Annotated in this window: 12 protein-coding genes; 6 read left to right on the forward strand and 6 right to left on the reverse strand. The window is 59.9% G+C overall.

Features of this window, described 5'->3' with window-relative positions:
- Nucleotides 1-256 (forward strand): integrase core domain-containing protein (locus AD659_RS21485; protein ID WP_156330595.1); only part of this gene is annotated, 256 nt, incomplete at its 5' end.
- Nucleotides 257-316: 60 nt separating this feature from the next.
- On the opposite strand, the gene AD659_RS21490 is transcribed toward AD659_RS21485, so the two are convergent.
- The 6 genes from AD659_RS21490 to AD659_RS21515 all read right to left on the reverse strand — a co-directional run bounded on the left by AD659_RS21490 (nucleotide 317) and on the right by AD659_RS21515 (nucleotide 5,629).
- Nucleotides 317-1,093, reverse strand: a complete 777-nt coding sequence (locus AD659_RS21490; RefSeq protein ID WP_053124898.1) for an ABC transporter substrate-binding protein — start codon at nucleotides 1,091-1,093, stop codon at nucleotides 317-319.
- A gap of 265 nt (nucleotides 1,094-1,358) precedes the next feature.
- Nucleotides 1,359-1,811 (reverse strand): molybdopterin synthase catalytic subunit MoaE, encoded by a 453-nt coding sequence (moaE, locus tag AD659_RS21495; protein WP_053124900.1) that lies wholly within the window; start codon nucleotides 1,809-1,811, stop codon nucleotides 1,359-1,361.
- Nucleotides 1,812-1,814: 3 nt separating this feature from the next.
- Entirely contained in the window at nucleotides 1,815-2,057 is a 243-nt protein-coding gene (gene moaD / locus AD659_RS21500; protein ID WP_053124902.1) for a molybdopterin converting factor subunit 1, read from the reverse strand.
- Nucleotides 2,054-2,527, reverse strand: a complete 474-nt coding sequence (moaC, locus tag AD659_RS21505) for a cyclic pyranopterin monophosphate synthase MoaC (protein ID WP_053124905.1) — start codon at nucleotides 2,525-2,527, stop codon at nucleotides 2,054-2,056. Before moaC ends, moaD begins: the two co-directional genes overlap by 4 nt.
- Before the next feature lie 246 nt (nucleotides 2,528-2,773).
- On the reverse strand, nucleotides 2,774-4,168 hold the full coding sequence (locus AD659_RS21510; RefSeq protein ID WP_053124907.1) for a PhoH family protein: 1,395 nt from the start codon (nucleotides 4,166-4,168) through the stop codon (nucleotides 2,774-2,776).
- A 336-nt stretch (nucleotides 4,169-4,504) separates the two neighbouring features.
- Complete coding sequence (locus AD659_RS21515) at nucleotides 4,505-5,629, reverse strand: polysaccharide deacetylase family protein (RefSeq protein ID WP_053125240.1); 1,125 nt, start codon at nucleotides 5,627-5,629, stop codon at nucleotides 4,505-4,507.
- A 305-nt stretch (nucleotides 5,630-5,934) separates the two neighbouring features.
- Between AD659_RS21515 and yaaA the strand changes: the two genes are divergently transcribed.
- From yaaA to algK, 5 genes are all read left to right on the forward strand, one after another.
- On the forward strand, nucleotides 5,935-6,714 hold the full coding sequence (gene yaaA / locus AD659_RS21520; RefSeq protein WP_053124908.1) for a peroxide stress protein YaaA: 780 nt from the start codon (nucleotides 5,935-5,937) through the stop codon (nucleotides 6,712-6,714).
- Nucleotides 6,715-7,524: 810 nt separating this feature from the next.
- Nucleotides 7,525-8,841 carry a nucleotide sugar dehydrogenase gene (locus tag AD659_RS21525; protein WP_053124910.1) on the forward strand — a complete coding sequence of 439 codons (1,317 nt, stop codon included), beginning with the start codon at nucleotides 7,525-7,527 and terminating at the stop codon, nucleotides 8,839-8,841.
- 100 nt (nucleotides 8,842-8,941) lie between these two features.
- The gene (gene alg8, locus AD659_RS21530; protein ID WP_408003290.1) at nucleotides 8,942-10,423 is read left to right on the forward strand and encodes a mannuronan synthase; all 1,482 of its coding nucleotides are present in this window, start codon (nucleotides 8,942-8,944) and stop codon (nucleotides 10,421-10,423) included.
- A 35-nt stretch (nucleotides 10,424-10,458) separates the two neighbouring features.
- Nucleotides 10,459-11,628 (forward strand): alginate biosynthesis protein Alg44, encoded by a 1,170-nt coding sequence (locus AD659_RS21535; RefSeq protein ID WP_053124914.1) that lies wholly within the window; start codon nucleotides 10,459-10,461, stop codon nucleotides 11,626-11,628.
- Nucleotides 11,629-11,643: 15 nt separating this feature from the next.
- Nucleotides 11,644-13,149, forward strand: a complete 1,506-nt coding sequence (gene algK / locus AD659_RS21540; RefSeq protein WP_408003291.1) for an alginate biosynthesis TPR repeat lipoprotein AlgK — start codon at nucleotides 11,644-11,646, stop codon at nucleotides 13,147-13,149.
- Nucleotides 13,150-13,152 lie beyond the last annotated feature (3 nt).

The following is a 13,152-nucleotide window of genomic DNA, read 5'->3' on the forward strand; positions in this document are numbered from 1 at the left end:
CCATAAATTCCGGGACGAACTGGTGGCGCACGAGCTTAAGCAGAGCATGAGTCGAAAAGGCCAATGCTGGGATAACGCCCCGATGGAGCGTTTTTTTGGCAGTTTGAAGTCCGAGTGGGTGCCTGAAGAGGGATACAACTCGGAACACGAAGCCCGAGTTGATATAAACCGCTATGTGACGCGCTACAACAATGTCAGGCGCCACAGTTACAACGGTTACCACTCACCTGTAGCAGCGGAAAAGCTGGCTGCGTGAGAACCGAAAAAAATGTCCAAAATTACTGGACCAGTTCAGCTTGCTCGCGATAGCGATTGATCAGTCGCCGTAGATATCCGATTTGAAGTACTTGGACTGGATCTCCTGGTACTTCCCATTCGCCCGAATCCCATCGATGGCCTTGTTCAAGTCCGCCACCAGTTGGGTATTGCCTTTGCGCACCGCGATACCAGCACCCTCACCCACATATTTCGGGTCCTTGAGTTCCGGCCCGACAAACGCATAGCCTTTGCCACGCGGCATCGACAGGAAGTCCTCCAGCGGGATGGTGTCGGCGAAAATCGCGTCCAGGCGACCGGACGCCAGGTCCATGTAGATTTCTTCGTTGTTGCTGTAGCGCTTGACCGTCACACCTTTCGGCTCGAAGACTTCCGTGGCGAAACGATCCGTGGTGGTGGCCCGCTGCACGCCCACGGTCTTGCCCTTGAGGCTGGCGTACTGGTCATCGACCACCGCCCCTTCCTTCATGACCAGGCGCGATGAGGTGAAGTAGTACTTGTGGGTGAAATCCACCGACTTCTTGCGTTCTTCGGTGATGGTCATGGACGACAGCGCCAAGTCGATCTTCTTCACCTTGAGCGAAGGGATCAGCCCGTCGAACTCACCCTCGATCCACTCGCACTTGACCTCCATCTGCGCGCACAGGGCATTGCCGATGTCGTAGTCGAACCCCTCGATCTTCCCTTCCGAGGTCTTGGAAGCAAACGGCGGATACGCCGCCTCGATGCCGATGCGCAAGGTTTTCTCAGCGGCGAACAGGCTGCTGGAGGCCAACAGGCTCAAGGCCAGGCCGGTGATGAGGGGGAGTTTGCTCATGATGTTCTCTCGCGGGTTGTTGTTGGTTTGGCAGAGAAAGGTGGGCACGGCTATTTTGTACTTATAAATCCATACTGGACTTTAATGTACATCCCGTCAATTGGGGAAACAGGCGAAAGTGATGGGGGGGCTGGTGGCCTCATCGCGAGCAAGCTCGCTCCCACGGGGAATCCGTGTCGTACACACATTTGTGTTCTACGCAGATCAAATGTGGGAGCGAGCCTGCTCCGGGCGGCGATCCGACGATAGCGGACTATCAGGCTGCCTACTGCTTCCAGCGATCCGCCGCCGCATGATCACTGTCCCGCCCTTCAACCCAGCGCGGGCCGTCAACGGTGTTTTCTTTTTTCCAGAACGGCGCGCGGGTCTTGAGGTAGTCCATGACAAAGGCGCAGGCGTCGAACGCCGCCTGGCGATGGGCACTGGCGGCACCGACAAAAACGATGGGTTCACCCGGCTCCAGCGCCCCGATACGGTGCAACACTTCCAGCTTGAGCAGCGGCCAGCGCTGCTCGGCCTCGGTGGCAATCTTGCCCAGGGCTTTTTCGGTCATGCCCGGGTAATGCTCCAGGAACATCCCGGACACATCGAGACCGTCATTGAAGTCGCGCACGTAGCCGACAAAACTCACCACCGCCCCCACGCCGACATTGGCCGCGTGCATGGCGTTGACTTCGACGCCCGGGTCAAACGGTTCGACCTGTACACGAATGGCCATGGCTCAGCCTCCGGTTACAGTGGGGAAAAACGCGACTTCGTCACCTTCCTCCAACGGTTCATCGAGCTGGCACAGCTCTTCGTTACGTGCACACATCAGGTTTTGCTCCTTCAGCACCTGGGCACCGTCCCGTTGGGCGAGCAACGCGCGCACATCGTCGACCGTGGCGAAATCGCCTTGCACCTTGAGCGAATCCACGCCAAGCGCTTCACGGTAACGGGCAAAGAATTTCACGGTGATGTTCATGGCGCATCCGCCTGGAAATGGCCGCTCTTGCCGCCGAGTTTTTCCAACACCCGCACGCCTTCGATGGTCATGCCACGGTCGACGGCCTTGCACATGTCGTAAATGGTCAGCGCGGCGACACTGGCGGCGGTGAGGGCCTCCATTTCCACGCCGGTCTGCCCCGACAGTTTGCAGCGGGCGACAATGCGCACCCGATCCTCGCCTTCGGCGTTGAGCTCGACCTTGACGCTGGTGAGCATCAATGGATGGCAGAGCGGAATCAGGTCACTGGTTTTCTTGGCCGCCTGGATGCCGGCAATGCGCGCAACAGCGAACACATCGCCCTTGGGGTGACCGCCGCTGACGATCATCTGCAGCGTGTCGGGCAGCATGCGCACAAAAGCTTCGGCCGTGGCCTCACGGAAGGTCACGGCTTTGTCGGTAACGTCGACCATATTGGCGCGACCTTGGGAATCGAGATGAGTCAGCACAGGGTTACTCCTGATCAGGAGCGTCGATTGTAAACCCGTGGGTCAGATTCCGGCAGGGCTGATTGTCGCACCTAAGAATTTACAAACACTGCAGATCCTTTGTGGGAGCGAGCCTGCTCGCGAAAGCGGTGCTTCAGATAAAAATATTTGGATGACACACCGCATTCGCGAGCAGGCTCGCTCCCACAGGATTATGTGGTGCATAGAAGAACCGGGCGACCTGGTGGTCGCCCGGCTTGGCTGGGGTTACAGATGGGATTCGGCGTATTCGGCCAGGATCGAGCGCGGTACGCCCTGCAGGGTGATGTGGACCCCGTTGGGGAAATCCTTGAAGCGTTCGGTCAGGTAGGTCAGCCCGGAGCTGGTCGCGGACAGGTAAGGGGTGTCGATCTGCGCCAGGTTACCCAGGCACACCACTTTGGAACCGGCACCGGCACGGGTGATGATGGTTTTCATCTGGTGCGGGGTCAGGTTCTGGCATTCGTCGATCAGGATCAGGCTCTGCTGGAAGCTGCGCCCGCGTATGTAGTTGAGGGATTTGAACTGCAACGGCACTTTGCTGAGGATGTAGTCGACGCTGCCATGGGTGCTTTCGTCATCCATGTGCAAGGCTTCGAGGTTATCGGTGATCGCCCCCAGCCACGGCTCCATTTTCTCCGCCTCGGTGCCGGGCAGGAAGCCGATCTCCTGGTCCAGGCCCTGCACGCTGCGGGTGGCGATGATGCGCCGGTAGCGCTTGCTGACCATGGTCTGCTCGATGGCAGCGGCCAGGGCCAGGATGGTCTTGCCGGAACCGGCGGCGCCGGACAGGTTGACCAGGTGGATATCCGGATCGAGCAAGGCGAACAGCGCGAGGCTCTGGTAGATGTCACGAGGCTTGAGGCCCCAGGCTTCCTGATGCAGCAAGGGTTCCTGGTGCAGGTCGAGGATCAGCAGTTTGTCGACGTGGATTTCCTTGATCCAGCCGACGAAGCCTTGTTCGTCGATGATGAATTCGTTGATGTGCACGGCCGGCAGGTTGTCGATCAGTTGCACCTGGTGCCAGGTGCGACCGTGGTCCTGGCGGGTCTCGACCTTGCTCACCCGGTCCCAGAAGGAGCCGGTCATGGTGTGGTAGCCGTTGGGCAACAGCGAAACGTCGTCGACCAGTTGGTCGGTGCTGTAGTCCTCTGCCGCAATCCCGCAGGCACGGGCCTTGAGGCGCATGTTGATGTCTTTGGTCACCAGCACCACGGCCTGGTCCTTGTTGCGCGCGTGCAGGTCGATCAACTGGTTGATGATGATGTTGTCGTTCAGGTGTTCAGGCAGCACCAGGTTGGGTTCGGTGCGCTTGCTCATCAGGATCGAGAGCAGCCCCTTGGGACCGCTCTTGCCGCGCTGGATCGGCACGCCCAGCTCAACGTCTTCCGGGGAAGCATCGCCCAGGGTCTTGTCGATCAGGCGGATCGCCTGCCGGCATTCGGCCGCAACGCTGTGGTGTCCGCCCTTGAGCTTGTCCAGCTCTTCAAGCACGGTCATCGGGATGGCGACGTGGTGTTCTTCGAAGTTCAGGAGCGCGTTTGGATCGTGGATCAATACGTTGGTATCGAGTACATAGAGGATTGGCTGGTTGGAGGAAGGGCTACGTCCGTGGTCATCCATACTCGGTCACCTATGTGGGGGCCATTCGACGCAATACCGTGACAGTGCTGCGCCTCGAGGTAGCCACCGAATTCACCCGCGAGGATTCAGGTGAACTGCACACAATCTGGGTCTTGGAAGACGCCACCTGTGTTGCAGGTTTCGGCGGTCTGGCTTCTTGATACTCCAAAAACCATGACAGGAAAAAGCACTTTGACGCTTTTTTGAAGTTTATTTTTCAGAGTGACGAATAACCCTTGGCGTACCGCCATTGCGCCGTTAAAGTCGGAAGTCCGGTTGTCATGAATGTGCCCCGGATTTTCCTCTTCCCCCAATGTTTCCTGGCATTTCCCGGTTTCAGCGAAACGCTTCCTGACAGTCCGCCCAACCGATCCCACTCTGCGCCGTCTGCGCCATGAGCCAAGGCATCGCCGTTTTCACTCCATCCTGCTTGGCGTTGAAATTGATCACCCCGTGACGCCACAGCAGCATCAGGGTCAGCACGCGCTGGGCGCTTTGCTCAGGCTTGAGCCGATTGCCGCTGTCCTGGGGATCGATGTCCCACAGCGCCACCTGCAGGCCCTGCTGGCGAAAAAACCCTTCGGCATCGCTTCGACGCTGGCCGTGGGGCGGGCGGAACAGCGGCACGAAATTCTCGGGCAGCTTGCCCTTGACCTGTTCGACACTGCGCCGGACCGAGTCTTGCCAGTCCTGCCAATGGCTGTGGGAGCGGAACTCCCAACCTTGCACACCCACACACTGTCCCGCGTACAACATCTGAAGACTGTTGACCGAGCCTTCTTCCAACCGCGCCTGGATATCCTTGCCCAGCACGAAAAAAGTGCCGTTCATGTTCGCCTTGCGCAAGTAATCGGTCAGCCACGGGGTGTTGTCCGGCACGACGTTGGCGGCGCTGTCGAAGGTCAGCAGGAACAACCGGTCGTTCATGTCCTCGCCGTTGCGCTCGTAATCGCCGAAACGGGCGACTTCACTGCTGGTTTGCGGGAAAAGCGCGGCTTTGCGCAGCAGTTCATCGCGGTACTGGGTATGAAATATCTGGCTCGGCGCGGCCCATTTGATGTAGTAGGAGTTGTCATCCAGATGGAACCTGCGGGCCTCTTCGCGCAGGGTCGCCATGTCCTCGACCAGGTAACAGAAGGAAGCATCCTGGTCGCAACTGCGCTGGGCAAAGTTGTAGTTGGTCAGCAGCCGCTGCCACAACCGGGCGCGCAGCGCGTCGACCGAGGCCATATTGACCGTGCGCAGCCCCAGGTACTGCTTGAGCGCGATTTCGTCCATGGCATCGACGTCCAGCAGACCCCGGGCGAACATCAGGATCTCGGCCCGCGAGGCCACGTCGAACAGCGTCGGGCTGGTGAGTTGTTCCGGCCAGGTGCTGCGGTCCAGGGTGGCGACGTCGTTGGGCGCGGCACTGGCGCCCAGGCTCAACAACCAGGCCGATAACAGAAGGGCGATACGCAAAAAGGATGTCTCCATAACGAAACCCGCGCGGCATCATAGCCGATCCTGACGCGTCCCCCTTGCGCAAACTTGGCGGACAAGCCCTTGTGGCGAGGGAGCTTGCTCCCGCTCGGTTGCGTAGCGACCGCAAAAATCCTGGGGCCGCTTCGCAGCCCAGCGGGAGCAAGCTCCCTCGCCACAAAAGCGCCTGACCAGTCAGGAAAGCATCATTCTCCAAACTCGCCCATCCATCACCTATCACCCCAATAGCTGGAGTCCACCCGGACAACCCCCTAGAATCGCCGCACCTTCAAGGAGACGATTGCATGCTGATGGTGATTTCCCCCGCCAAGACCCTCGACTATGAAACACCGCCGGCCACCGCGCGCTTTACCCAGCCGCAGTACCTGGATCATTCCCAGGAGCTGATCGAACAACTGCGCGAGTTCTCGCCGGCACAGATCAGCGAGCTGATGCACGTCTCCGACAAGATCGGCGGTCTCAATGCCGCGCGATTCGGCAGCTGGACACCGGCGTTCACCCCGGCCAACGCCAAGCAGGCGCTGCTGGCCTTCAAGGGTGACGTGTATACCGGCCTCGATGCGCAAAGCCTTGGCGAAGCCGATTTCGACTATGCGCAGCAGCACTTGCGCATGCTCTCCGGCCTCTACGGCCTGCTGCGGCCACTGGACCTGATGCAACCCTATCGCCTGGAGATGGGCACGAAACTGGCCAATGCCCGCGGCAAGGACCTGTATGCCTTCTGGGGCACGCGCATCAGTGAATGGCTGAACGAAGCCCTGGCCGACCAGGGCGATGACGTACTGCTGAACCTGGCTTCCAACGAATACTTCTCGGCGGTCAAGCGCAGCGCACTGAAAGCGCGCGTCATCGATACCGAATTCCGCGACCTGAAGAACGGCCAGTACAAAATCATCAGCTTCTATGCCAAGAAAGCCCGGGGCCTGATGAGTCGTTTCGTGATCGAGGAACGGATCAACGACCCTGCGGCACTCAGCCAATTCGATGTACAAGGCTATCGTTTCAACCCAGAACAATCGAGCCGGGACAAATTGGTGTTCCTGCGCGATCACGCCCCCGAATAAGGCATCACCTTATATCGCTCTCTGATCGGGGGCTTCGATCAAGTCCCGATCTGTCATCTTAGTTCCTCGCGTATTTCGCCGGTTTCATGGCGTCAATAAATCGCCCCACTCCCCCACTAACTTTTCTTTCACTCGACACTCGTCAGTTTTTTGCGTAGTGGCACCGATTTTTTTCATCGGTAGTGGCACAAAAATATCTCAGCTTGTTAACTCCCCATTTATAAAGGCCAAAATGGCAAGTGCCATCATCTTGAGAGCAGTGCCATCTTCGATAATATTTCGAAAAATTTCGAAAATCACGATGAGCGGATCGGAACTATGTGAAATTGCACGGCTCATACCACCCGTAACGATTCTTCGCAGAACTGTAGGAGATAACTTACACAGGACGTCGAACGGATTAACCAAGTTGTCACGACAACTTAGCGAAACGGTCGTCTATTTGGATCCACCCTTAAAGGATGGGAGATAACGCACCATTACTATCCCCTACAAGGCCAAGGCTGCGCCCCTATAACGTGCTCACCCGAGCACACAAGCTTCTGATTTTGTGGGCTTTTTGCCAGGGATCGGAAGTGAAGGACCTTTGCACGAGCGTTCCCGATAACGAGGACTGGCTGCATAACAGGGCAGGTCATAACAACTAGGCCGCTTTGCGCACAACTTGAGTGCAATTATTTAGACACTCGGAACTTAGTATGCCTGCACACGGCACTGTGGCGCCTGCATTCCACACTTCCGAGTGCACGATGACCGCTGAACACTATTAACTCCGGCCATTTAATGGCGTGAAAAACAGAGGTAAATGCGATGCGCATTAGCATATTTGGTTTGGGTTACGTCGGTGCAGTATGTGCCGGTTGCCTGTCTGCACGGGGCCATGATGTAGTTGGCGTAGATGTCGCCAAAGACAAAATCGACATGATCAACGCCGGTAAATCGCCGATCGTTGAACCTGGTCTTGGTGAGCTGTTGGCGCAAGGCATTCAAACGGGCCGACTGCGCGGTACAACCAACTTCGCCGAAGCCATTCGCGATACTGACTTGTCGATGATTTGCGTCGGTACACCGAGCAAAAAGAACGGCGACCTGGAACTGAACTACATCGAGGCCGTGTGCCGCGAGATCGGTTTTGTCCTGCGTGACAAGACCACCCGCCACACCATCGTCGTGCGCAGCACCGTCCTGCCAGGCACCGTGGCAAACGTTGTCATCCCGATCCTGGAAGACTGCTCCGGCAAGAAAGCCGGCGTCGATTTCGGTGTCGCGGTCAACCCTGAGTTCCTGCGCGAAAGCACTGCGATCAAAGACTACGACCAGCCACCAATGACCGTTATCGGTGAGTTCGACACCGCCTCCGGTGACGTTCTGCAGTCGCTGTACGAAGAGCTCGACGCGCCGATCATCCGCAAGGACATCGCCGTCGCCGAGATGATCAAGTACACCTGCAACGTATGGCACGCCACCAAAGTGACCTTCGCCAACGAGATCGGCAACATCGCCAAGGCCGTCGGCGTCGATGGTCGTGAAGTGATGGACGTCGTCTGCCAGGACAAGACCCTGAACCTGTCCCAGTACTACATGCGCCCTGGCTTCGCCTTCGGCGGCTCCTGCCTGCCCAAGGACGTTCGCGCCCTGACCTACCGCGCCGGCGCCCTGGACGTGGAAGCACCGCTGCTCAACTCGCTGATGCGCAGCAACGAATCCCAGGTGCAGAACGCCTTCGATATCGTTTCCAGCCACGACAAGCGCAAAGTCGCCCTGCTGGGCCTGAGCTTCAAGGCCGGCACCGACGACCTGCGTGAAAGCCCGTTGGTAGAACTGGCGGAAATGCTGATCGGCAAGGGCTTCGACCTGAAGATCTACGACAGCAACGTCGAATATGCCCGCGTCCACGGTGCGAACAAGGATTACATCGAGTCGAAGATTCCTCACGTCTCGTCCTTGCTCAACGCCGATTTCGACTCGGTGATCGACAGCTCCGACATCATCATCCTGGGCAACCGCGACGAGAAGTTCCGCGCGCTGACCGAGAACGTACCGGAAGGCAAGCAGGTCATCGACCTGGTCGGCTTCATGTCCAAGGCCACCAACCCGAGTGGCCGGACCGAAGGCATCTGCTGGTAAGTCTGTTTGCCGGCCGGGGCATGCCTCGGCCGGCCTTTCGCCTGCCTTAACCCATCGGGCCGCCCACAAGGCCCGCCCGAGATAGAGACGGATGCAGATTATGCACAGGCTAAAGCACGGCCTGCTTCAGGCCGCCGGTTGGCTGTTTTACTTGAGTTTATTGATGGGCATCGCCATGGCGCTGCCCACGTCCACGTTCGACTCCGAATCCAAGGATTTCATCTTCCTGATCGGCGCCGTGGGCATCTGGCGTTACTCCATGGGAGCGACGCATTTCGTGCGCGGCATGATCTTCCTGTACATCGTCTACCCACACCTGCGCCGCAAGGTCCGCAAGCTGGGCGCGGCGGCGGATCCGTCCCACGTGTACCTGATGGTCACCAGCTTCCGGATCGACGCGCTGACCACTGCACAAGTGTATGGCTCGGTGATTCGCGAAGCCATCGACTGCGGTCTGCCCACCACCGTGGTCTGCTCCATTGTGGAAATGTCCGACGAACTGCTGGTCAAGAGCCTCTGGGCCCGCATGAACCCGCCTGCGCGGGTCAAGCTGGACTTCGTGCGCATCCCGGGTACCGGCAAGCGTGACGGCCTGGCCTACGGCTTCCGCGCCATCTCCCGGCACCTGCCGGACGATCGTGCCGTGGTAGCGGTGATCGACGGCGACACCGTGCTTGCCGAAGGCGTCGTGCGCAAGACCGTGCCGTGGTTCCAGCTGTTCGGCAACGTCGGCGGCCTGACCACCAACGAGTTCTGCGAAGTGCGCGGCGGCTACATCATGAGCGAGTGGCACAAACTGCGCTTCGCCCAGCGGCACATCAACATGTGCTCCATGGCCTTGTCCAAGCGCGTGCTGACCATGACCGGCCGCATGTCGGTGTTCCGCGCCACCGTGGTCACCAACCCGGACTTCATCGCGGACGTGGAAAGCGACTCGCTGCAACACTGGCGCCTGGGCCGCTTCAAGTTCCTGACCGGCGATGACAAGTCGAGCTGGTTCAGCCTGATGCGGCTGGGCTACGACACCTTCTACGTGCCCGATGCGGCGATCAACACTGTCGAGCATCCGCCGGAGAAGAGCTTCATCAAGGCCAGCCGCAAGCTGATGTTCCGCTGGTACGGCAACAACCTGCGGCAGAACTCCCGGGCACTGGGCCTGGGTCTGCGCCGTCTGGGCCTGTTCACCTCGGTGGTGCTGTTCGACCAGCGAGTGTCGATGTGGACCTCGCTGCTGGGCCTGACCGTGGCCTTGATCGCCAGCTTCAAGTATGGCACCGCGTTCATCCTGGTGTATTTGCTCTGGATCGGCATCACCCGGTTCCTGCTGACCCTGCTGCTGTCGTGCTCCGGGCACCGGATCGGCCCTGCCTACCCGGCGATTCTCTATTACAACCAGATCGTCGGCGCCATGGTGAAGATCTACGTGTTCTTCCGCCTCGACCAGCAGTCCTGGACTCGCCAGCCCACCCACCTGACCCGTGATCTCGCCAGCTTTCAACGTTGGTTCAACACTTGGTCGTCTCGGACCATGACCTTCTCCGCCGGCAGCATTTTTGTCGCCGTGCTGCTGACGATGGTCTGACCGGACTTGAATGAATTAACTAGGAAATCGCCCCTATGAACACCGCCGTGAATGTCAACGTAGTGCATGAATCCGAAGCCCAGCGCCAACACGCCAGGGTCAAAATCCCGGCCAAGCTGCGCTTCTTCGGCCCCGACCGTACGCCCATGGAAGTCAAGGTCGTGGACCTGTCTGCCGGTGGGCTGTGCTTCAACGCCGGCCAACTGCCGCTCAAGGTTGGCGAGACCTACAAGGCTCGCCTGCAGTTCGTGATCGACAACCTCGGCCTGGCCATGGACGTGGAATTGCAGATCCGTTCCTACGACCGCCAGACCGGCCGCACCGGTTGCCAGTTCCAGAACCTGGAGCCACGGGACATCTCGACGCTGCGTCACATCATCACCTCGCACCTGGCCGGCGACATCGTCGGTGTCGGCGACGTGCTGGCGACCCTGCAGCGCGACAATTTCACCAAGGCTCGCAAACAGAAAGACGAAAACGGCGGCATGAGCGCCTTCGGTCGCCTGCGCGCCGTGACCTTCAGCCTCGGCATTTTCATCGTTGGCCTGGCGGCGTTCGGTTTCATCTTCAAGTCGGTGTACGGCATGTACTTCGTCAGCCACGCCCAGGCAGGCCTGGTGAACGTACCGGGCATGGCCATCACCATGCCGCGTGACGGCACCGTACAGAGCCTGGTCAAGGCCGACGGCGTGGCCGCCAAAGGCGCCCCGCTGGCGACCTTCAGCACCAGCATGCTCGACGTGCTCAAGGGTCACCTGGACGACAACCAGTTGCAGCCATCCAAGGTCGAGGAGCTGTTCGGCAAGCAAATGACCGGCACCCTGACCTCCCCCTGCGATTGCATCGTGGCCCAGCAACTGGTCGCCAACGGCCAATACGCCAGCAAGGGCGACGTGATCTTCCAACTGGTCCCTCGGGGTACCGAAGCCAACGTTGAAGCGCGCTTCTCCTACCGCCAGTTCGGCGATGTGCGCCCAGGCACGCCGGTCAGCTTCCAGGTCGCCGGTGAAGACACCACCCGTACCGGCAAGATCGTCAGCAGCACCAGCCTGAAAAGTGCCGACCTGTCCTCCGATATCCGAGTGCTGATCCAGCCTGACGAACCCCTGGACAGCTCGCTGGCCGGCCGTCCGGTAGAAGTCACCAGCTCCCGTGGCCCGAACCTGAACTGGCTGATCGACAAAGCCATGGCCGTTGGTATTTAAGTCGAGGATATGCCCGTGATCACTCCACAAAACAACAATGCGCCGCGTTCCCTGTGGGAGCGAGCCTGCTCGCGATGGGATCGACGCGGACTGTCTGGTACTCCGAGCGGCCTGCATCGCGAGCAAGCTCGCTCCCACACAGGCTATGCGGTGTGTGCCCTGGCACTGGCCGTCAGCCTGGCCGGTTGCGCCGGCCTGCCCGATCAACGCCTGGCCAACGAGGCCCTCAAGCGCGGCGACACGGCGCTGGCGCAGCAGAACTATCAGCAACTCGCCGACCTGGGCTACAGCGAAGCCCAGGTGGGCCTGGCCGATATCCAGGTGGACAGCCGCGACCCCGAGCAGATGAAAAAAGCCGAGGCGACTTACCGCGCCGCGGCCGATATCTCGCCACGGGCCCAGGCTCGCCTGGGTCGCCTGCTGGTGGCCAAGCCCGGCTCCACCGAAGCGGAAAAACACGAAGCCGAAGGCCTGTTGAAGAAAGCCTTCGCCAACGGTGAAGGCAACACCCTGATCCCGCTGGCGATGCTGTACCTGCAGTACCCCCACAGCTTCCCGAACGTCAACGCCCAGCAGCAGATCAGCCAATGGCGCAGCGCCGGCTACCCGGAAGCGGGCCTGGCGCAGATTCTGCTCTACCGCACCCAGGGCACCTACGACCAGCACCTGGACGAAGTCGAGAAGGTCTGCAAGGCCGCGCTGGCGACCACGGACATCTGCTACGTCGAACTGGCCACGGTCTATCAGAAACGCGGCCAGCCGGAACAGCAGGCCGCGTTGCTCAAGCAGATGCAGGACGGCCACGCCCGTGGCGTCGTGTCCGCCCAGCGTGTGGACAGCGTCGCCCGCGTCCTGGCCGATGCCAGCCTGGGCAAGACCGACGAAAAGACCGCCCAGTCGTTGCTTGAAGGCATCGCCCCTGGCTACCCCGCTGCCTGGGTCAGCCTGGCGCAACTGCTCTACGACTTCCCGGAACTGGGTGACGTCGACAAGATGATGCAATACCTGGAAAACGGCCGCGCCGCCGACCAGCCTCGCGCCGAACTGTTGCTGGGCAAGCTGTATTACGAAGGCAAGTGGGTCCCGGCCGATGCCAAGGTCGCCGAGGCGCATTTCCAGAAAGCCGTGGGCCGCGAAGTGGCCGCCGACTACTACCTCGGCCAGATCTATCGCCGTGGCTACCTGGGTCAGGTGTACTCGCAAAAAGCCTTGGACCACCTGCTCAAGGCCGCCCGCAACGGCCAGAACAGCGCCGACTACGCCATTGCCCAGCTGTTCTCCCAGGGCAAGGGCACCAAGCCCAACCCGGTCAACGCCTACGTGTTCAGCCAGTTGGCCAAGGCCCAGAACACCCCGCAAGCCACCGAGCTTGCCCAAACCCTCGAAGCACAATTACCGCCGGAACAACTTGCACAAGCGCAACGCCTGCTACAACAAGAGCAGGCCATTCGCGGCTCGATGAGCCCCGATACGCTGGAACTGCAAGCCCTAAAAGAAGATGACGGCGAGGAACCTCTATGAAGC

Source organism: Pseudomonas thivervalensis, assembly GCF_001269655.1.
Classification (GTDB): domain Bacteria; phylum Pseudomonadota; class Gammaproteobacteria; order Pseudomonadales; family Pseudomonadaceae; genus Aquipseudomonas; species Aquipseudomonas thivervalensis.

Bases quoted from the DNA above. Each gene is read 5' to 3' on its own strand.
- AD659_RS21490 (WP_053124898.1), bottom strand. From the start codon at position 1,093: ATGAGCAAACTCCCCCTCATCACCGGCCTGGCCTTGAGCCTGTTGGCC.
- moaE (WP_053124900.1), bottom strand. From the start codon at position 1,811: ATGGCCATTCGTGTACAGGTCGAACCGTTTGACCCGGGCGTCGAAGTC.
- moaD (WP_053124902.1), bottom strand. From the start codon at position 2,057: ATGAACATCACCGTGAAATTCTTTGCCCGTTACCGTGAAGCGCTTGGC.
- AD659_RS21510 (WP_053124907.1), bottom strand. From the start codon at position 4,168: ATGGATGACCACGGACGTAGCCCTTCCTCCAACCAGCCAATCCTCTAT.
- yaaA (WP_053124908.1), top strand. From the start codon at position 5,935: ATGCTGATGGTGATTTCCCCCGCCAAGACCCTCGACTATGAAACACCG.
- AD659_RS21525 (WP_053124910.1), top strand. From the start codon at position 7,525: ATGCGCATTAGCATATTTGGTTTGGGTTACGTCGGTGCAGTATGTGCC.
- alg8 (WP_408003290.1), top strand. From the start codon at position 8,942: ATGCACAGGCTAAAGCACGGCCTGCTTCAGGCCGCCGGTTGGCTGTTT.
- AD659_RS21535 (WP_053124914.1), top strand. From the start codon at position 10,459: ATGAACACCGCCGTGAATGTCAACGTAGTGCATGAATCCGAAGCCCAG.